This is a genomic window from Cuniculiplasma divulgatum, assembly GCF_900083515.1.
Taxonomy (GTDB): domain Archaea; phylum Thermoplasmatota; class Thermoplasmata; order Thermoplasmatales; family Thermoplasmataceae; genus Cuniculiplasma; species Cuniculiplasma divulgatum.
This window is the reverse complement of sequence record NZ_LT671858.1, coordinates 277,440-296,461: the sequence shown is the minus strand read 5'-3', so window position 1 is coordinate 296,461 and position 19,022 is coordinate 277,440. Positions and strand designations below refer to the sequence as shown.

Annotated in this window: 17 protein-coding genes and 2 tRNA genes; 8 read left to right on the top strand and 11 right to left on the bottom strand. The window is 37.0% G+C overall.

The window, feature by feature from the left end:
* Nucleotides 1-18: 18 nt before the first annotated feature.
* The 3 genes from CSP5_RS01480 to rnhB all read right to left on the bottom strand — a co-directional run bounded on the left by CSP5_RS01480 (nt 19) and on the right by rnhB (nt 3,302).
* Nucleotides 19-1,911 carry an ATP-dependent DNA helicase gene (locus CSP5_RS01480; protein ID WP_021789217.1) on the bottom strand — a complete coding sequence of 631 codons (1,893 nt, stop codon included), beginning with the start codon at nt 1,909-1,911 and terminating at the stop codon, nt 19-21.
* The gene (locus CSP5_RS01475; protein ID WP_021789218.1) at nt 1,908-2,606 is read right to left on the bottom strand and encodes a tetratricopeptide repeat protein; all 699 of its coding nucleotides are present in this window, start codon (nt 2,604-2,606) and stop codon (nt 1,908-1,910) included. The genes CSP5_RS01480 and CSP5_RS01475 overlap by 4 nt, the downstream gene beginning before the upstream one ends.
* Nucleotides 2,607-2,669: 63 nt before the next feature.
* The gene (gene rnhB, locus CSP5_RS01470; RefSeq protein ID WP_083705175.1) at nt 2,670-3,302 is read right to left on the bottom strand and encodes a ribonuclease HII; all 633 of its coding nucleotides are present in this window, start codon (nt 3,300-3,302) and stop codon (nt 2,670-2,672) included.
* Nucleotides 3,303-3,376: 74 nt separating this feature from the next.
* On the opposite strand from rnhB, the gene CSP5_RS01465 reads away from it, so the two are divergent.
* Together CSP5_RS01465 and CSP5_RS01460 are read left to right on the top strand one after the other, a co-directional pair.
* Complete coding sequence (locus CSP5_RS01465; protein WP_077075868.1) at nt 3,377-4,444, top strand: polyprenyl synthetase family protein; 1,068 nt, start codon at nt 3,377-3,379, stop codon at nt 4,442-4,444.
* A 101-nt stretch (nt 4,445-4,545) separates the two neighbouring features.
* Nucleotides 4,546-4,755, top strand: coding sequence for a CDGSH iron-sulfur domain-containing protein (locus CSP5_RS01460; protein ID WP_021789221.1), 210 nt, complete (start codon nt 4,546-4,548; stop codon nt 4,753-4,755).
* A gap of 157 nt (nt 4,756-4,912) precedes the next feature.
* Here the strand turns inward: CSP5_RS01460 and xerA are convergent, their stop codons facing one another.
* Both xerA and CSP5_RS01450 read right to left on the bottom strand, forming a co-directional pair.
* Entirely contained in the window at nt 4,913-5,785 is an 873-nt protein-coding gene (gene xerA / locus CSP5_RS01455) for a site-specific tyrosine recombinase/integron integrase (protein ID WP_021789222.1), read from the bottom strand.
* Between the two features lie 91 nt (nt 5,786-5,876).
* Nucleotides 5,877-8,939, bottom strand: a complete 3,063-nt coding sequence (locus CSP5_RS01450; protein WP_148689522.1) for a S41 family peptidase — start codon at nt 8,937-8,939, stop codon at nt 5,877-5,879.
* A 150-nt stretch (nt 8,940-9,089) separates the two neighbouring features.
* Between CSP5_RS01450 and acnA the strand changes: the two genes are divergently transcribed.
* A complete protein-coding gene (gene acnA / locus CSP5_RS01445) occupies nt 9,090-11,777 on the top strand; it encodes an aconitate hydratase AcnA (RefSeq protein WP_148689521.1) in 2,688 nt (895 codons plus the stop codon).
* 75 nt (nt 11,778-11,852) lie between these two features.
* On the opposite strand, the gene CSP5_RS01440 is transcribed toward acnA, so the two are convergent.
* Nucleotides 11,853-12,203 carry a hypothetical protein gene (locus tag CSP5_RS01440; RefSeq protein ID WP_021789225.1) on the bottom strand — a complete coding sequence of 117 codons (351 nt, stop codon included), beginning with the start codon at nt 12,201-12,203 and terminating at the stop codon, nt 11,853-11,855.
* Nucleotides 12,204-12,261: 58 nt separating this feature from the next.
* Here CSP5_RS01440 and CSP5_RS01435 point away from each other — a divergent pair, with 58 nt between their 5' ends.
* Nucleotides 12,262-13,614: an FAD-binding domain-containing protein gene (locus CSP5_RS01435; protein ID WP_021789226.1), complete on the top strand. Its 1,353-nt coding sequence runs from the start codon at nt 12,262-12,264 to the stop codon at nt 13,612-13,614.
* 10 nt (nt 13,615-13,624) lie between these two features.
* Here the strand turns inward: CSP5_RS01435 and purM are convergent, their stop codons facing one another.
* Complete coding sequence (gene purM, locus CSP5_RS01430) at nt 13,625-14,641, bottom strand: phosphoribosylformylglycinamidine cyclo-ligase (protein WP_021789227.1); 1,017 nt, start codon at nt 14,639-14,641, stop codon at nt 13,625-13,627.
* 260 nt (nt 14,642-14,901) lie between these two features.
* Between purM and zfx the strand changes: the two genes are divergently transcribed.
* The 3 genes from zfx (at nt 14,902) to CSP5_RS01415 (ending at nt 15,638) form a co-directional block, all read left to right on the top strand.
* Nucleotides 14,902-15,333: a zinc-containing ferredoxin gene (zfx, locus tag CSP5_RS01425; protein ID WP_021789228.1), complete on the top strand. Its 432-nt coding sequence runs from the start codon at nt 14,902-14,904 to the stop codon at nt 15,331-15,333.
* A gap of 26 nt (nt 15,334-15,359) precedes the next feature.
* Nucleotides 15,360-15,432 (top strand) — tRNA-Gln (locus CSP5_RS01420).
* Between the two features lie 11 nt (nt 15,433-15,443).
* Nucleotides 15,444-15,638: a MoaD/ThiS family protein gene (locus tag CSP5_RS01415; protein ID WP_077075865.1), complete on the top strand. Its 195-nt coding sequence runs from the start codon at nt 15,444-15,446 to the stop codon at nt 15,636-15,638.
* On the opposite strand, the gene cca is transcribed toward CSP5_RS01415, so the two are convergent.
* Both cca and CSP5_RS01405 read right to left on the bottom strand, forming a co-directional pair.
* On the bottom strand, nt 15,606-16,940 hold the full coding sequence (cca, locus tag CSP5_RS01410) for a CCA tRNA nucleotidyltransferase (RefSeq protein WP_148689520.1): 1,335 nt from the start codon (nt 16,938-16,940) through the stop codon (nt 15,606-15,608). The genes CSP5_RS01415 and cca overlap by 33 nt on opposite strands.
* Before the next feature lies 1 nt (nt 16,941).
* Nucleotides 16,942-17,367 carry a nascent polypeptide-associated complex protein gene (locus tag CSP5_RS01405; protein ID WP_021789230.1) on the bottom strand — a complete coding sequence of 142 codons (426 nt, stop codon included), beginning with the start codon at nt 17,365-17,367 and terminating at the stop codon, nt 16,942-16,944.
* Between the two features lie 47 nt (nt 17,368-17,414).
* On the opposite strand from CSP5_RS01405, the gene CSP5_RS01400 reads away from it, so the two are divergent.
* A tRNA-Phe gene (locus CSP5_RS01400) sits at nt 17,415-17,487 on the top strand.
* A 378-nt stretch (nt 17,488-17,865) separates the two neighbouring features.
* Here CSP5_RS01400 and CSP5_RS01395 read toward each other — a convergent pair.
* Nucleotides 17,866-18,366 carry a DUF3800 domain-containing protein gene (locus tag CSP5_RS01395; protein ID WP_148689519.1) on the bottom strand — a complete coding sequence of 167 codons (501 nt, stop codon included), beginning with the start codon at nt 18,364-18,366 and terminating at the stop codon, nt 17,866-17,868.
* Nucleotides 18,367-18,616: 250 nt separating this feature from the next.
* Nucleotides 18,617-18,913: a hypothetical protein gene (locus CSP5_RS01390; RefSeq protein ID WP_241810766.1), complete on the bottom strand. Its 297-nt coding sequence runs from the start codon at nt 18,911-18,913 to the stop codon at nt 18,617-18,619.
* Between the last annotated feature and the right edge of the window lie 109 nt (nt 18,914-19,022).

Below are 19,022 nucleotides of genomic sequence, written 5' to 3'. Positions count from 1 at the left end.
TAATTAAACTTGTAGGTATTATTTAATGTGACTACTGAAAAAGGAATTGATATCATCTCTGATATTGTTACTTAACCTTGCATTTATGTATGGCTCCAGCATTTGGACCCTTCCATCTAAAATTATTATCACTCCAATATCCTCTTCAGATCTTATTACCCTGCCCATTGTTTGCCTTATCTTAATAATTGCTGGAAATAGAAAAGCATACTGCCATCCTGACCCGAATAACAGATCGTAATATGAAGATAGAGCCCTCTGTTTTATTGTGGGTTTCGGGAATGGAATGCCTGCTATTATTTCAACTTCGAGAAGATTTCCCGGTAGATTTATTCCTTCGGATAATCTTCCACCCATAACACCAAACAATGGTCGATTTTCCTTTCTGTAAAGAGATATAAGATGTTGAAAATCACGCTGTGTCATGGATCTTGATTCTGACAGGTGGGGAAATTTTACCTTTGTTTCTATATACTGCATAGTATTAAATGAGGGGAAGAATACCATTGACTTCCGGTCAAGACCTGTTACGATATCACTTATCACCTTAACATATTTATCAGCCATCTCGGCTCCGAATTCTGAATATTTTGTTGTAAGATCATCCCTGTAGAGAACCAGTAGATTTGATGCAGGGAATATATTTTTAATGGATTTAAATTCAAAATTTACTATCCCAGTCATGTTGGTGTAAAGCCACACAGGATCAAGAGTTGCAGAGACGTGAATGGTGGAAGACCGGAACAGTGGTTCAAGAACAATTGATGGATCCAGACAGTATGCCTCAAGCTTTTCCTCTTCATCCCTTGAGACTATACATATGAATCTGTCATACTCAGCAAATCTGAGGAACTTCAGCTTCTCTCCAAGAATTTTAATGTGCGACATGGGAACCTTTCCAAGATTTTCCTTCTGATCTTCTATTTGAGATCCAAATGCTATGAGAGCATCAACCATGTATTCTATCTCGTCCGATTTTCGCTTCATGTAGATACTCATTTCCTCATATATATCCCTGAACATGATCCGCTTTTCCTTCTGTTTTTCAACCATTTCACGGGTCAATTCAATCATGGATACCCGTATCGCCTCCATGAAATCAGATACATGTACAGAAGGCTGAAGTTCTGGGTCTCCGAAGTCGACCGCCTCCTTCTCTGAGATGTTTACAGTATTCATGGATATTTCCAGTGAGTTCGATTCTCGTGCTATATCAGGAAGGTTATGAGCTTCATCAATTATTATAACAAGGTTTTCTCTCGAAGTTCTCCAGTTATAGATGGTTGTAATTGCCATATTTGAATTTACAAAATATGAGTAAGGCATTACAACAAGGTCTGCATCTCTCATTGCAAATTTTAGAGATTCATATGGACATATTTTCCTTGATCTTAGTGTTTCGAAAATGTCCTCTGGTGATTGGATATTTTCAAGAATATATTCCCTAGTTTCATCTGAAGAGATACCACTGTTGTAATAGTAGCATCCGCCCTCCTTCCTTTCCTTGGTTCTCTTCTTTCTTGATGAACACATTTTCGATAAAGATTCTGTTGTGAAGTCTGATTCTTTTTCAAGTTCCATGTAAAGCGGGCACATATTTACCCTTCCCTGCATTGCAATTGCTCTGAAATCCATTGCTTTGGAAAGAATCTTAAGTTCTTTCAGAATCTGTTCTTGCTGAGAATTTGTCCTCGTAAGGTAAAGTACCTTTTTACCTGTTTTCTTTGCGTATATAATTGAGGAAATAATTGATATTATTGTTTTTCCTGACCCTGTTGGAGATTCGATTATGGGTACAACCTGTTTCAACAGGCATTCAACAGCGAAATTTATTGCATCAATCTGATATGGTTTAAGGCTGATAGATCCATAACTGGATTTTGCGAAACTTTCACCATTAGATTCATTCACTCAAGCTTTCGCTTCCTTTCTTCTATTTCGTTAATATCTACACTGAATCTTGATGCTTCATCCAGTATTTTCTTGGCTTCTTCTTTTCTGCCAAGTTCAACCAGTGTATCAGATTTTAAAAGGTAGTAACTTCCGTTTTCTGGCGATATTTCGATTGCCTTTTCAATATCTTTTAACGCTTCCTCAAATCTTCCCATTTCCATCAGTGTTTCGTATCTCTTGTAAACAAAGATTTGATCCATGCTATTTAGCCTTATAGCTTCAGAGTAATCTTTTAATGCTTCTTCCTTCTTTCCAATTTTGAAAAGAGCATTTCCTCTGTTGTAAAAGAAATCGGGAATATCTGATTCAAGTTCTATGGCCTTGTTAAACTCTTCAACGGCTTCCTTTGCCATTCCTGAATCTTCCAATGCTGCTCCAAGTGCATTATGATAGTCAGCGTTTTCAGGTATAATTGATATGGCGTTCCTGTAGTCCTTAACTGCCTGCTCATACATTCTCATTGAATAATAAGCAAGACCTCTGTTGAAGTGGTAATCTGGATCGTTGGACAGTATCTTTATGGCCTTGGTGAACTCCTTTATTGCATCAGGATATTTCTTGAGGTTGAAGAATGCAATTCCTCTCTCGTTATAATCATCTGCAATTTCATCTCTATCCCTCAGTTCATCCGGGTTTTTTATTTCTTCTGGCACAGTTCAACAATTCAGAATAATACTTTAATCTAATGTTTTATTTTTCTCTATTAACTTGTTTCATTATAGCCTTCTCTGTTTTTCTTCTTTCATTATCCTTAGGTAAGTACTCCATTTATTTCGGATTATGGGAGTAAGGTCTCTGCCTTCCCTGATAGATGTTTTAAGGAACTGAATGGTTTTTGGATCGGATGGATATCCTGAACCAACGTCACCATAAGTTCTTGTTATTTCCCTAATTTCCCTGTCCCTTATGACCTTGGCTATAATTGAGGCTGCCGATACCACAGGAAATAGCACGTCTCCCTTATGCTTGCATATTACATTTATACCCGTTGCGCTGGTTAGTTTCATGGACAATCTTTGCTCGTTAACATCAAATGCATCAACGTAAATCCTATTTCTTCCATATTCTTTAATCAGGTCTATGGAAACTTTTTCCTCTATTTCGTTGAGTGTCATTATATTCATCATTTCGTTTATTTCAGATGGGTTTACTATTCTAAAGTTAACGCTTAATGCTCTTTCTTTGATCTTTACGAATAAATTCTCTCTCGAATTAGGAGAAAGAGTCTTTGAGTCCCTGGCACCAATTACTGACATTGTTTCCTCATCAGAACAGACTATTGCCATGACCATGGGACCTATAACTGGTCCTCTTCCTGCCTCATCAATACCACAGCATATCTCGGGCATAAGTAAAGTGTCATTAATTCAATGATTATAAAGGGAAAGCTTTACGCTTTTATGGTTAAAAGAAATCACATGCCATGGTTGATGCTGATTCAACAGAAAAATTCAAAAAATACATGAACGCAGAAAAAAACAGGATAAATGATGCCCTTGAAGAGTATTTTCAATTTGTCCTGAATGATGTGAAAGATAACGAAATGATCAAAATAGTAAGGGAACTCAGAAACTACACAATGAATGGGGGCAAGAGAGTCAGGCCAATATTGATAGCTACTGCCTACAGAATGTTTGGTGGAAAAGGGGATGAAATATACAAAGCGGCGATCAGCATTGAGCTTTCCCAATCATTCTTTCTGATTCATGACGATATAATGGACAGAAGTGATTTGAGAAGGGGCTTCAAGAGTTTTCACAGGAAGGTTGAGGAAATGCTTGGAGATATAAAAGATAAGGAACATATGGCTGAATCACTGGCCATTGTTGCAGGAGATCTCGCAGTGGACTATTCCTTTGATGCATTAAACAGAAGTGACTTTCCTCTGGACATTAAGTACAGAGCAATGGGTGAACTTATAGAAATAATAAAAACTACCGGATATGGTGAAGGACTTGACATGTTTTCGAGTGCAGGAGTGAAACTGAAGATGAATGACCTCATAAGACTTCACCTCAGAAAAACGGCAAAATACACCCTTGAAGGACCACTTTTACTGGGCTCATACCTTGCAGGTAAAAGTGAGAATTTGAATGCGCTTAAGGCCTATGGTAATTTGGTTGGACTGGCATTTCAGCTCCATGATGATGTAATTGGCCTATTCGGAACACAGGAGGAAATTGGAAAACCACCTAAAAGTGATGTAAATGAAGGAAAACAGACCCTACTGATGATAAAGGCAATAGAGAAATCCCATGAAAATGACCGCAATTTCATAAATGGTTGCCTGAACTCTGGAGATATAAGCGATGAAGATTTTGAAAGATTGAAGAATATTGTGAAACAAACTACATCATTCGATTACTCAAGATGGCTGATCGATAGATTTATAGAAGCGGGAAAAAGATATGCAGATAGAATAGATGGAAATCAGGAACAGAAAGACTTCCTTAAGTGGTTTGCAGATTACCTAGTTTCCAGAAAATACTAGGAAATACTATTATTAGAATTGCAGAAATACTTCCATAAGATATCTCAGTTTAAAAAAAGGAAAATCCTTTAGTAATCAATTGATATGATAAATTGGTAACTATGTCAAGAATAATATTACATGAAAAAGATAGACCCTATGTGATAAAGGCTGGAGATCAGGAACTACATATATGTGCTTGTGGGTTGTCGGGAAATAAGCCTTATTGTGATGGTTCTCACAAGAAAACACTGGACGAAAAAGAAGGAGTTTTCATGTATGACCATGAAGGAAACAGGACAAAGGTAGAATCCTTCTATCCAAAACAGTAAATTTTTTCCCAGACTTTTTAAAAAATAAATTTCTTTTAAAATAGTTTATTTTTTTAGAGAATTAAATATTAATGTTTCAATAGTGACTGGCTCGGAATATATTTCCAGTTATTTCTGGTAATCTTCGTTGAGTTTTTAAATAAAGTAAGTTAGGAGATTATTTTAATTCCTCATTATATTTAGGTCCGAACTTTTTATACATTTCTCTCATAGTATCACTGTCAAGATGGGTATATATTTCAGTGGTACTTATGCTGGAATGCCCAAGAAGTGTTTGAATGAATCTTATATCACCTCCGTTTTTAAGAATATTTGTTGCAAAAGTATGCCTCAGTGTGTGAGGTGTTACTTTTCTTGTGATACCTGCTTCCTTAGCAATAGTCCTTATTATCTTCTCTATTGTTGAAGTATGGAACATACTGCCCTTGTTGCTTGTGAAGAAATAGGGAGAATTAACCTTTCTTTCCAATTTTGATTTATAATATGACTTCAAAGATTCCATTACCTTATCAGAAACCAGTGCAATCCTTTCCTTATCTCCCTTTCCACCGTGAATCATTATTTTTCCTGTGTCAAACTCTACATCTTCACTTTTCAGATTGCACAGTTCACTGACCCTCAGACCTGAATTTAAAAGTAAATTTACTATGTTATAATCCCTGGGGTTTTTACTGCTTGCCCTTAGAAGACGTGATGATTCATTTTCGCTTAGATAAACGGGCATTTTTCTGGATCTCTTGGGTGGCGTCAGATTCTTTGGAATTTTAATATCCTTCACCTTCATTGCATACTTTAGTGCCTGAACTGCCAGATACTGGCTATTTTTTGAATAATTTCTCTCCGTCGCCAGATAGAATTTGTACTTTTCTATATCACTGGAATCACATTGTTCAAGAGGTTTTTTAATAAATTCTAAAAAGACTTCTAGAAGAAATGAGTACTGCTTAACAGTTCTTGGACTTCTTCTTTCAGATATCATTATGTTCCTGATTTGGTTCACTGTGTCTTGGGCCCTCTGATCTGATATCATAGAAACATTATGTTATCTGAGGAATAAAAGATTATCCTATACGAGAGATTAGAAACATTTACATTTGAAATAATAAAATGTTGAATTTTATCTACAGAAGTGCTTTTAGTGCCCTGTCCAGCTGTGGATCCTTGCCTGAAGCAAATTCTTCTGGAGAAACTTCAACCTCTATTGTTGGATCTGTTCCGTAATTTTCAACACCCATACCCACATCAATAAAGCTGAATGCATATTCCGGTTGAGTGACAACGGTTCCATCTATGAGTCTTGTCATTGGGTTAATACCAATAACGCCTCCCCATGTTCTGGTACCCACGAGTTCTCCAAGCTTCATCAACTTGAATGCGTGGCTGAATATATCGCCATCAGATCCTGCATACTCATTGGTTACGCAAACCATCTTACCCCTGATGCTGTAGCTTGGATATGGTTCTGGTTCACCAAATCTTGAGATATCTTTCCCGAGGAATTTTCTTCCTAGTTTATCAAGAATAAGCTGTGAAACATGTCCACCTCCGTTATACCTGACATCTACCACCAAATTCTCGTAAGTTGTCTCTTCTGAGAATAATCTATAAAATTCTGTAAAGCCTGCTGGACCCATATCTGGAATATGTATGTACCCAGCCTTACCCCTACTCTTCTCATGAACATATCTCCTCTTGCTTTCAACCCAGTCCCGGTAAATTAAATTTCTATGGTTACTTAGGAGTTTTATCTCATATTCACTTTCCTTCTTGTCCTTACCTGAAACCACAATATTAACAGTATCCTCTTTTTTATTTAGAAGTGCCTCAAACACGCCGTAATCAAGATTAATATCCATTCCGTCAATTCTTTTTATAAGATCTCCCTCATGAATTTCAAGCCCTGTTGTTAGTAATGGTGACTTTTCTCCTTCATTTGATGGATCACCGGAGTATATCTTACGTATATACGCTCCCTTTTCAGTTTCTTCTGTGAATGCACCCAGTCTGGCTGATGAGTAATAGTCTACATTTGTAAGATCTCCACCTATCTCATAGGAATGGGATGTCCCAAGTTCTCCCTGCATCTTCTTAAGAATATCAGATAATTCCGCTCTTGTATTTATCATTGAAATAAGGCCTTCATACTTTTGCTTCACCTTTCCCCATCTGGATAATTTTTCACTGCTCCAGTAACCTTCCCTCATAAGCTTCCAGGTTTCATTAAACATCTGTCTGAACTCTTCCATACGATCTTTTCTGATTGTCAGCCCTGACAGATCTAACTTTCCTTTTTCAAGGTCCTTTTGATTTTCAGCCGTCGAGTCAGAGTTTATGGTGAAATAGTCACCGTTTCGTCCAATGAGAATCTTCTTTCTGTCCTCGGATAGACTGAAGCTGTTGATACCATCAATGACCATTCTCTCTTCCCGCTTCGTGAAATCATAACATAGTAAGGTTGATTTCTTTTTATTTTGACCTCCTAAACTATAGTGCCTGGTTGAACCTTCAATTTTAGACCTTGTGTAGAAAACGACTGAATTTCCAGCCTTCAGCTCCACATAATTATCTGGTTCAATGGGGAAGGCCTGAGATTTCATCTTAAGGTTTTCAAGGTCATATGGCAGTTCCTCGTCCTCCTTGGAGAACTTTGGAGGCATTCCAAGAAATGGATTTTTGCCTCCCTTCTTTATTGCAATTGAGTATGGTTTGAATACTGTCATGAAACCAAGGTCAAATATAAGATTATCATAGGTTGGGTCGAGAGCTCTGTTCGTGAGGTAGTTGAGAAATGCTCCTGAACTGTCAAAAGACGGAGAAAAATCATATGCAGATTTTGATGTTGCCTCGTATATCTTCTTTTCCTCTATGTTATAGATCCTAATTTGTGAACGATTTGAAGAAAGTCCAAATGAATATGCTACAAGTTTAGAATCATTGCTAATGTCAAAGTCGTTCAGCCTTCCTCCTGGACTCTTATCAATAAGGGTTTTTGAGCCTGACTTCAGATCAATGATGTAAAGTTCATGTCTGTTATTAGATATTATAACATTCTCTGATCCTTTTATTGCTCTCATATTCATAATAATTCCAATATCCATTGGAATTGACTTTTCTTCTTTCCCATTCCTTCTGTATATTACTACACCATCTTCTCCGTCTATCTCCTGTACGGCTGCAAACCTTTCGCCATCTAGCCTATCTATGTTTCTGATCCTTCCATGAAAAGTTGAGTTTAGAGTTACGGGAGCATTCATATATTTGCCCTTCAGAATACCTCTTCCCCGTGATACTATAGAAACATTTTCTTCATCGAAGAGGTGTATCCTTTCTATATTCTCGGCCACAGTGTTAAACTCGTAATTTTTAGCGGTGAATTTAGAATCGATCTTTATTTTTATTTTTCTAGATTTTCCTTCTTTTATATCGAATAAGTAAAGTTCACCTGCAATAGTAAATACGAGATTATTTCCATTACCATTCATAGGCCTAACGTCGTGTTCCTTGAAATCTGTAAGCTTCTCTATTTTCCTAACTGAGAAATCGTAGGCATATACATTTGCAGTTCCGTCTCTGTCAGTTACAAAGTATAATTTTGATCCTATTACTACTGGAGAGTGGATATTTGTCTCAATTTCAAGTAGTTTTTCAAACTTCTTGCTCTCCTTAAATTTGAACCAAACCTTACCCCTAGTTCCTCCTCTGTAGTTTTTCCAGTATGGTAACTCCATTGTATTTCTTCCCAGAAGTATACCTTTCTCAGAAAACTGGATTGTATTGCCGTATCCGTATTCTGTCTTTTCCATTTTTCTTGTTTTTAGATTTATAGAGTAGAACTCAGTTAGTCCTCTCGTAGGTTCGTATATGTCAGAGTATATCATGATACTGGTAGAATTTATCCATCCTGCAATTCCTGTTGCAGGTGATCCTATATGAGTCAGCTGAATCAGTGAACCACCCTCAGAGTCACATACAAAAATTTCATTTACTCCATTATGTACTCCTCTCATGAGTCGAAAAGCTATGTGGGTGCCATCTTCTGAGAATTTTGGACTGCTGATAACCCCAAGACCAGAAACGATCCTTTTTGAATTATGCCCGTCTATATCACTTATAAACAGATCATCTTCAGAAACGAAACATATCTTATCTTCATGGATATCTGGTTGTAGAATGTAATTTCCCATATGGCATAAGAATGAACTGTTATTTTAACTTGTACCACGTTTATAATATCCCATAAATATATTGATTTCAAAAACCAAAGTATGAGAAATGTTTCGATATGGTATTTAAAATACTTTCAAAACTTATAATTGAGTTTAACATCTAGAAATATGAGAAAAGAAGAGTTTTATGATCAGATAGAAGTTGCAAATAAAAAATACAGTATTGTATCACTGAAAAAGCTTAAGAAAGAAGTGCCAAATATAGACAGGGTTCCTATGAGCATAAGGATCATCATGGAAGCAATGGTGAGAAATTTTGACGGAGAATCCATAAGGGAGGAGGATCTAAAGAATATATTTTCCAGGACTCCATCAAACCCGGGCGACTTTGAAATACCCTTCACAGTAGCAAGGGTTTTGATGCAGGACTTTACTGGTGTTCCTGCAGTTGTAGATCTGGCTTCAATGAGAGAGGCTTTCAGAAAACTGGAAGAAGATCCAGAGAAGATAGAGCCAATTGTTCCTGTGGATCTAGTAATAGATCACTCTGTACAGGTAGACTATTATGGTACAGAAGACGCCCTCAGGAAGAATTCACAAAAGGAATTTGAAAGAAATAAGGAGAGATACAGGTTTTTGAAGTGGGCACAGAAATCCATGAAAAATTTGAGGATAGTTCCACCATCTACAGGTATAGTGCATCAGGTGAATCTGGAGTTTCTTGGAAAGGTTGTGCAGGTATCAGAGAAAGATGGGAAAAGGACTGCCTACTTTGATTCCCTAGTAGGAACAGATTCACACACCACAATGATCAATGGTCTTGGAATCCTTGGATGGGGGGTTGGTGGTATTGAGGCAGAAGCAGCAATGCTGGGCCAGCCAGTAACATTTCTCTCACCAAAAGTAGTGGGCGTTAATCTTCACGGTAAGCCAAAGGAGGGAGTAACTGCAACAGATGTGGTATTGACACTGACTGAGTTGCTGAGAAGAAGCAATGTCGTTGGAAAGTTTGTAGAGTTTTATGGAGAAGGCGTCAAACATCTTGCACTTCCTGACAGGGCAACCCTGTCTAACATGTGTCCAGAGTATGGTGCAACCTGTGCTTTGTTTCCAGTGGATGATGAAACAATCTCATATCTTGAACTGACAGGAAGAGAAAAGGAACACATAGAACTTGTCAGGGAGTACATGAAAGCACAGGGAATGTATGGTGTGCAGAATAATATTCAGTATTCAGAAGTAATTGATCTTGATCTTGAACAGATAGAAAGCACCATTGCGGGACCAAAACTACCACAGCAGATGGTGAAGCTTGAGAATTCTGAAACATCCTTCCTTAAGTTCCTTGAGTCTTCAGGAGAATCACATAAGGATAGTAAGAACGGGCAGGTTCAGGTGTCTTTGAAGACTGCATCTGTAAAGCTTAAGGGAAAAAATGTGGATCTAACAGATGGTGACGTAGTGATTGCCGCCATCACAAGCTGCACAAACACTTCTAATCCAAGAGTGATGGTAGGAGCCGGACTTCTGGCAAAGAAGGCCGTTGACCTCGGGCTTACTGTTAACCCAAAGGTTAAGACGAGTTTGGCACCGGGATCAAGGGTCGTATCCCAGTATCTTGAGAAGAGTGGATTACAACAATATCTTAACAAACTTGGATTTGATCTGGTTGGATTTGGATGTACAACCTGCATAGGAAACAGTGGACCCCTTGAAAAAACCATTGAAGATGCAATCGTTAATAATGATCTTTATACAGTCTCAGTACTTTCAGGCAATCGAAACTTTGAAGCAAGAATACACAGAAATGTGAAGGCAAATTATCTTATGTCACCACCACTGGTAGTTGCCTTTGCACTTGCAGGAACAATTAATATAAACCTGAGAAAAGAGCCTATTGGAAAGGACAAGAATGGAAAGGACGTATTTCTGAAGGATATATGGCCATCAGACCAGGAGATTAACACCGTTATTTCAAGTGTTCTTAAGGAAGATCTTTATCAAAAAAACTATTCAAATGTCTATGGATTTAGTGAATTATGGAATGAAATGGATGCTCCGGAGGGTGATCTTTATAAATGGGATAATAAAAGTACTTATATCAAGAACCCCCCATTTTTTGAAAACTTTTCATCGAAGTTGCCTAATTATGTCAGAGATATAAAAGGACTGAAATGCCTTGCTGTTTTCGGAGATTCAGTAACGACTGACCACATATCTCCTGCTGGTTCCATATCTAAGGCCAGTCCAGCCGGTAAGTACCTTATTGATAATGGTGTTAAACCTGAAGATTTCAACTCCTTTGGTTCAAGAAGAGGAAACCATGAGGTAATGATGCGTGGAACTTTTGGAAACAACAGAATTTCCAATAAGATGGCATCACAGGTTGGCCCATACACAAAGAAAGAAACTGCAAGTGAGGATGTGTGGATATTCGATGCTTCAATGGATTATATTAAGGATGGAAACTGTTCAATTGTATTCGCAGGAAAGGAATATGGAACTGGTTCCTCAAGAGACTGGGCGGCCAAAGGACCTTATCTTCTTGGCGTGAAGGCTGTTGTCGCCGAAAGCTACGAAAGAATTCATAGAAGCAACCTTGTGGGGATGGGAGTTCTTCCACTTCAATTCAAAGGAAAGGATAATTTTGAATCACTGAACATAGATCCATTTTCAAACTTTGATCTAAAATTGCCAGAAAAACTTTCCCCACATGCTTCTGCAACACTGAGTTTCAAGAAGAAAGATGGAAAAGATGGAAAAATTGAGGTTGAAATAAGACTTGACACTCCAGTGGAAGTGAAATATTTCAATAACGGAGGAATCCTTCAGAATGTTATGAGGAAACTTCTATAAATTTTTTTTAATAGCAATCTGAAAGAAATACTGCCAAAATTAAAGTTTTTAAAAAATTAAGGTTTGTAAATTTGTTTATTCCCTGTATATGTTGAAATCAAGCTCAGGTGTAGCATTTTTTGCAATATCGTTAAGTTTTGGTTCTATCTCCTGTAATTTCTCTTCTTCCACAGGAATGTATTTCATCTTTCCCTTAGACATCATGTATGATCCAGGGCATAGGACTCCTTCCTTGACAATAATTGCATCTGCATTAAGTGTCAGAATTCCAGCCATTGCCCTTTCTTTTCCCTGGAACGGTGACCCGAAGCCCGGGTTCTCATAGAACTTCTTCTGTTTTGTTTCAGTGTCTATTTCCACAATTGTATTACCATACTCTAGAGGAGTAAGCACATCTTCTTCGTCTACTACTGCTATAACCTTCATAAATGTCCATGCCAAATTCGTTTATTAACTTTATTAATCATTCCCTTATCACCATAATGTGCGTACTCTTTACATTCTGTCACACGATCTGCGGCTAGAGGATAACAAGATTCTTCAAGACGCAAATAAGAAAGATGACATAATTTTCCCAATTTTTTTGAAGGATTCAAAGCTTGAGAAACTTAGTGGTGCTAGTCTTTGGTGGGTAAAAAGCAGTCTCACTAACCTGGCCAATAAAATCGGAATAGAAAGAATACCCATTGTTGAAAGCTCTGGAAGCTATATTCCTGTTTTAAAAGAAATTATTAACGTGAATAAAATTGAAAGAATAGTTTCCCAAAAAATTCCATTCCCAAGGGTGAAATATGCTTTTAATGAAATCAATGACTATTTCTTAAGCAGAGGGATAGAAAATAAAATGTATGAACCTAACAACCTTCTATCAGACGAAATGATTTCAACTATTAAGATTAATTTTGGAAATTTCGGGCAATTCTTCAAAACAACAAATGAGATGAGATTTGATTATGGTGAAGAGGACTCCACAGACTTACCGGAGTTTCACGAGACTGAAGGAACAAATGGGAAAATAGAATTTTCATCATGGGAAAGAAATTTGGCAAAATATTGGGACACCTCAGAAAGTGCGGCAAACCTGACTTTAAAGAATTGGTTAGAGGGCAATCGGGAAAAGAAGAATACCGAACTCTCCCCATATATAAGGCATGGGCAGATCAATGTAAAGAGATTATGGAAAAAACTTTCAGGTAAGGAAAGTGAAGGAGTTGATAAAATTAGAAGAAATCTTTTATGGAGAGAGTTCTTCTATTGTTCCTATGCCAGAAGGCAATACAGCAATATACTGTCCATAAATGAGAAGATGGAAAATTTTCCGTGGTCAGGACATTGGGATAGGCTGATCAACTGGAAAGAGGGAAAAACTGGTTTTCCCATAATTGATGGCAGCATGAGAAAATTGTGGGAAACAGGCTGGATTGATAATAGGAAAAGGCTCTTAGTATCTGATTTCCTGACAAAATTGTACCTTATAAAATGGACTTATGGTGCTGAATGGTTCATGGATACTCTTGTGGATGCCGATGAGGCAAACAATTATTCATCATGGCAATGGGTCAGTGGCTGCTCTGACTTTTCATGGCCATTCTTTAGGATATTCAATCCCTTAAAGAATAGCATTGAAATTGATCCCAATGGAGAATTTATAAAGAAATGGGTTAAAGAACTGGATGCTTGCCCTGTTGAATTTATTCATGATCCAGAAAACAGTGACGAAAAGCAATGTAAGAAATACAGAAGATCTGAAATAAAATATAGAGAAATGCGAAAGGAATCACTTTCGATATATAGGGAATTCAAAAGAACTGAAAAATTGCAAGTGGATAAAAATTAGTAGTTACAGTTTAGTAGTAATCCTTCAGGTTTACACCATATTTTGGTATCTCAATACCTGATCCATTTTCTACGTGACCGATCTCTCTTATGGATAAGCGATTTCTGAGTGTACTTACAAAATCATGTTTACTCTCGGCATCGATAACCACCACGTAACCAGTTCCCATGTTAAATATCTCATACATTTCAGAATATGATAAATTTCCAAGATCCATTAACGTGGAAAAAACGGGTTGTGGTTCAACAGGGTCATCTATTACATATTTCATATCTTTCATTCTCACAAGATTCTTAAAGCCACCCCCAGTAATGTTCGCCATGCCTTTAATATCGACAAGGTTAATTATATCTAGAATTTCCCTCACGTAAATTCTGGTGGGTTCCAGTAAAACGTCTGATACCTTCTTATTGTATCCTGGAAATGTTTCGTCCATTGTTAGTCCCTGTTCTTTTATGATTTTTCTAACTGTGGTAAATCCGTTTGAATGAATGCCACTGCTCTGTAAACTGTAAACAAGATCCCCTTCTTTGATTGTTTCTCCTGTGGTTATCTGGTTTTTTTGAGCTATCCCAATCACCGATCCTGAAACGTCAATTTCTCTTACAAGATCGGGAATGAGGGCAGTTTCACCACCTACAATAGAGATGTTGGCCATTTGTGCACCCACATTCAGGCCGACACCAATTTCCTTTGCAATGTTTATATCTGTGTCCCTAAGAGATACGTAATCTACCATTGCGATGGGTTCTGCCCCAATTGTTATTGTATCATTAACATTCATTGCGACACAATCTATTCCTATACCTTCCCACTTATTTGCTTCTGCAGCTAACAAAACCTTGGTTCCAACACCATCTGTATTAAAAGCCAGTGCAATATTTCCAAGATCAATCAGAGAGGTAAATCCTCCACTTGGACCCATTACCTTGAAATCATCCCTTCTGTATTTTAGTTGCCTAACCAGAGTGCTGACGAATTCCCCTATACCCTTTCTGTCTAAAACCTTGTCAGAGGATCCTTTCATGTTCCCTTATTACATTATGAGTTAAAAATATATCAACAATCTTTTATAGTTTTCGTAAACAAAACTTCAAAAGAACTTGTGTTTTAGATTTTTTGATTCAAACAAGAAATTCATGGATAATCCTATTGGCGGCAAACTTCCACTAAAAATAAATTCTAGATTCTCAAGAATTCATTCAATCTTCAGTAACTTTTTGTCTAAAATTAATATAGCTCACAAACGTTAAATAACATTCTAATAATATGGGTTTAGGTGATTAGGTGGTAAAACTCGAAGATCTGGATTACAAACCAAAACCAATAGATGAAAATTTTGCTGAAGACACGGAGAACTATCCTGTAACAGGTAAGCATCATGACCATGATGTTAGGGCAGAGGGTAAACAGAGGACCGATGCAGATGGAAAACCATATCCCACAAAGAATGGAATACATGGCACTAAGGTTGCAATTGACTGGGAAACATGTATAGCCGATGGGGCCTGCATGGATGTCTGCCCAGTCAGTTTATATGAGTGGGAACTGAACCCTGGACAGATGGGTACTGGTAATGATAAGGACATAAAGGGGGACAAGCAGCTTTATGAAAAATACAGAACAGATAAATGCGACCCAGTAAGAGAAAATGAATGCATATTCTGTATGGCCTGTGAAAGTGTTTGCCCAACAAGAGCAATTAAAATAACCCCATAATTTTTTTATTATTTTTAAGATAGCTTAGCTCCGTGGTGTAGTGGCCAAGCATACCGGACTTTGGATCCGATGACGGCAGTTCGAATCTGCCCGGGGCTATCGAGGTTGATATGATAAGAATTGTTGGTAGACAAAGCAGATCGGAGAAACTGGAACAGTCCTGTTCCGTTGGAGAGGTAATGGAGAGGCTTGGCATCTCAGATGAAAGATTTGTGTATCTCCTCAACGGGACACCGGTAACCAGAGATGTTATTGTATCTCCGGATCAGGATCTACTTTTTCTCGAGATTTTTTCTGGAGGATAGATCAGGCGGCTCCTGAACTGAGATAAAATCATGGTAGACCATAGATGATAAGACCTTCTCCCTGGACGTATAAATCCTGATTTTTTCTTTCAGAAAATTGAGGTTGTGACCAAAGTTTATGTTTTTTAGCTGACTTTTGAGAATGATCTTGAAGTCAGTTTCATCCCTTTTCAACTCCACATATATCCTATTATTTTTCACATACGGCCCTCTTAAAACCAACGGGTCGCTTTTGTATTTCTCATAAAATTTCACTGCATTAGGATTATCTGCAGGAGGTCCCACGTGAATTTTTACTCCTGGCAATGAACCCGTCTGAAGTTCTAGAAGTACCTGTATTGTCTTTTCGTTAGCTGAACTAAATGTATTCATCAATGTAAAATCCTCTCGCTGAGCAAAACTTGCGAGGTTTCTCTTCATTAGCTCTATTTGTGGATAGAGAATATCATCAATTAAGTCTGGCCTTTTTAATTCCAGTAAAAGAAGATATGTTTTTCTATCCGGAATTTCTCTTTCTATATTGCTGACATTTTCTAGATCTATGAAATCTGGCTCAGGGTTTTCCAGATAAAGTGAAGAGGCAATTCTAAGAATAGAAAGTGATTTCTTACTCACTGCCGATGCCGCATTCCTCTTACTATCAACTGGATCCATAAGTATTACAGGTGAATCAAATTCTGATAATTTAGGACCGATTACCAGTTGACCTCTTGATTCTCTTACAAACCGGAGAAAGTTTTCAAACGTCTTATGATAGTAGATACATAATTCTGAAACATATCCCGAAAATCCTTCTGTTCTTAGTTCAGAACCATATACACCAATCCTTTTGAGAAATAGTTTTAAAATGATTGCCTGATCCCGTTCTTCGTCATTCATGACGGAGTTTAAGAATTCTGTATGAAGTGGAGTTCTATCAACCGATGACCTCGTTCTTTCACCGATTTTCATCCTGTAGCACGGCACTATATCTACTTTTATGTTATCCACGAACCCTGATACATATGGATGCTCAGCATATTTTGCCACTCCATCACCTATTACCTTAAATCCAATATCAAGACCGTAACTTTCTAGCTGCTTTTTATCATATTCACTTGAGAACTGTATGAATATGTCAATATCACTTTTCTTAAGTGATGTACCCCTTGCGGATGATCCAACGAGTACGGGAGAGGCGTTAAGACTCATATCGTTTATTACCACACTTATTTTTCTAATTAAGCTATCTATTAGATTTTTCCTATGCTCCCTTTCATTGCCTGAAAGTTTGTATTTTTTTAAAAGTTCATTGTAGTCCATATCAATTGGACATTAGATTCATTATGGCGTCCGCCGGCTGTCCTTCTGCTTTCTTCAAGGCATCTATTGCTTTTTCCCTTGAAACTGAGGCCTGTTCCATTACAAGTTTTATATCGTCTTCAGGAAATTCTGTTCCTTCCTTTGCTACTTCCTTTTTCTTACCAATTACTTCTTTTAGTGTTCCAGTGATCTGAAAGGATTTTTGCCCCTGAGCCTCTATTGCTACTACCTGTGGATTTTCTATGATATAGTTTTTTTCTCCAGCTTCCATGACTACCCTCTTAACATCGGGATATTCAACCTGCTTGATTCCCATCTGCTGCATCATTCTTTTTACTTCCCTTGAATTCATTTTTCCCGGGATCATGTTTGAGTAAATACTAATAAGAATAAATGATTTGGCTTTCAACTTGCTTTTGAATTCCATAAAATCCCTTAAAGATTTAAATAAAGTGACAGTATTCCCGTACTACAGCCGTGATAGCTCAGTTGGGAGAGCGCCAGACTGAAGATCTGGAGGTCGCTGGTTCAATCCCGGCTCACGGCATGCTACTAAAGGTTAAACATGTTGATTTATTAGTATTTAGAATTTTTATTTAGGTTATACACTGGCAATCCACGTTCTATAATATTGTAAAAAATATCAAAACGGTATAGCGCTGTATAATTGAGAGCCTGCTCCGAAAATTTATAAATAGTAAATTAATGGCTTCCTACAGGTAAGACCGGTTAGTTAACTGTACCTTGAGGTGCATAAAGACAATACTAACTGGCTCTGGCATATTTCTTATTTCCACAATTCTATGTACTTTTGAGGGAATTTGTTTTGATCTATTATATCAATATATTGAGAGTCTCCATTGTTAAATTTATGATATACAGCTCCTGCTAATATATCAGCTAACTGAATTCCACTAAAATTTTCTTAATAACTATGTGTTATAATTACAGGTTCATTGAAATTACTGCCATTTTTTAACTTTTGGCTTAAATACTCATTAAAATCCTTTCTAAGTAAACTTTTCCTTTTAGATTTGTCAATTCGTATTTCAACATTGTCACAATCTAATTTAATTGCATCGGCCAGACGTCCCGCTGCAAAACTATATAGCTTATCTTTATTCTCTTTTAAATATGGGCTTGATACTTTTTTCTTCTCCATAATACAATTAATACCACTACAGGAGCAGGTTTCATTCAATTTATTTATAAAATATTTCCTTACTTCTGGGCTGGATTTATTAAATTTTATTTCATTTGCATTTTTTAATTTATTTTTCAATTTGTTCCTCCTAGCATTTTTAATTATTCTATCCAACTTCCTCGGATCATCTGTGATGAAAGCTGATATAATCAAGAATTTTGAGCTTTTCTCCGAAAACCCCAGATCATCACTTTCATCAAAATAAATATACCTTATATCCACCTATTACCAAGCTTTGTTAGGGTTAGTTACTTAATTAATTTTAATATAAATGAAAGAGTGCTTTGAGAAGACAATGAAAGCCACATCTGTGTTTTAAAAATTGATTCACAATGAGCATTCCATGGATAGATCTAATAACAATATCAATAATTCCTGGAAACATACTTGCTATCAATGCTTTTGAAATGAAGACTTAACTAAGATCAGAATCTAATCTTTTATACGATGATTGGTGGAAATTTTACCAAGATCAAATAAACTGCAACCAGAGCATTATTGGATCATCTTCTCCCTCAAGCTGCGTCTCTGTTTCTCCTATGGAACTGACTGTTTTGAATGAAAGAAAGTATATTTTTCCATTTTCTTTTATACCCTTCATAATGTGTTCAACCGGCTGCCCATTGGGCAGGTGCGCCTGTGCTTCTGGCATCTCTGGAGAAAACCTGAGTTCCACAGTATTATCCTTATTTTCAAAAAGATTATATGATCTATTCTGTAAAATGAATTCTTTAAGCTTTTTCTCTTCGACCCATGGTTTATCCATCATTATAATGTATCAAATGATGTTAAAAAAATGTTGTTAATAAAAAGTTGACCTTCTACTTTTACATAGCTGTTCTAACTTACTAAAGATCAAATAATAATCTCTCACATTG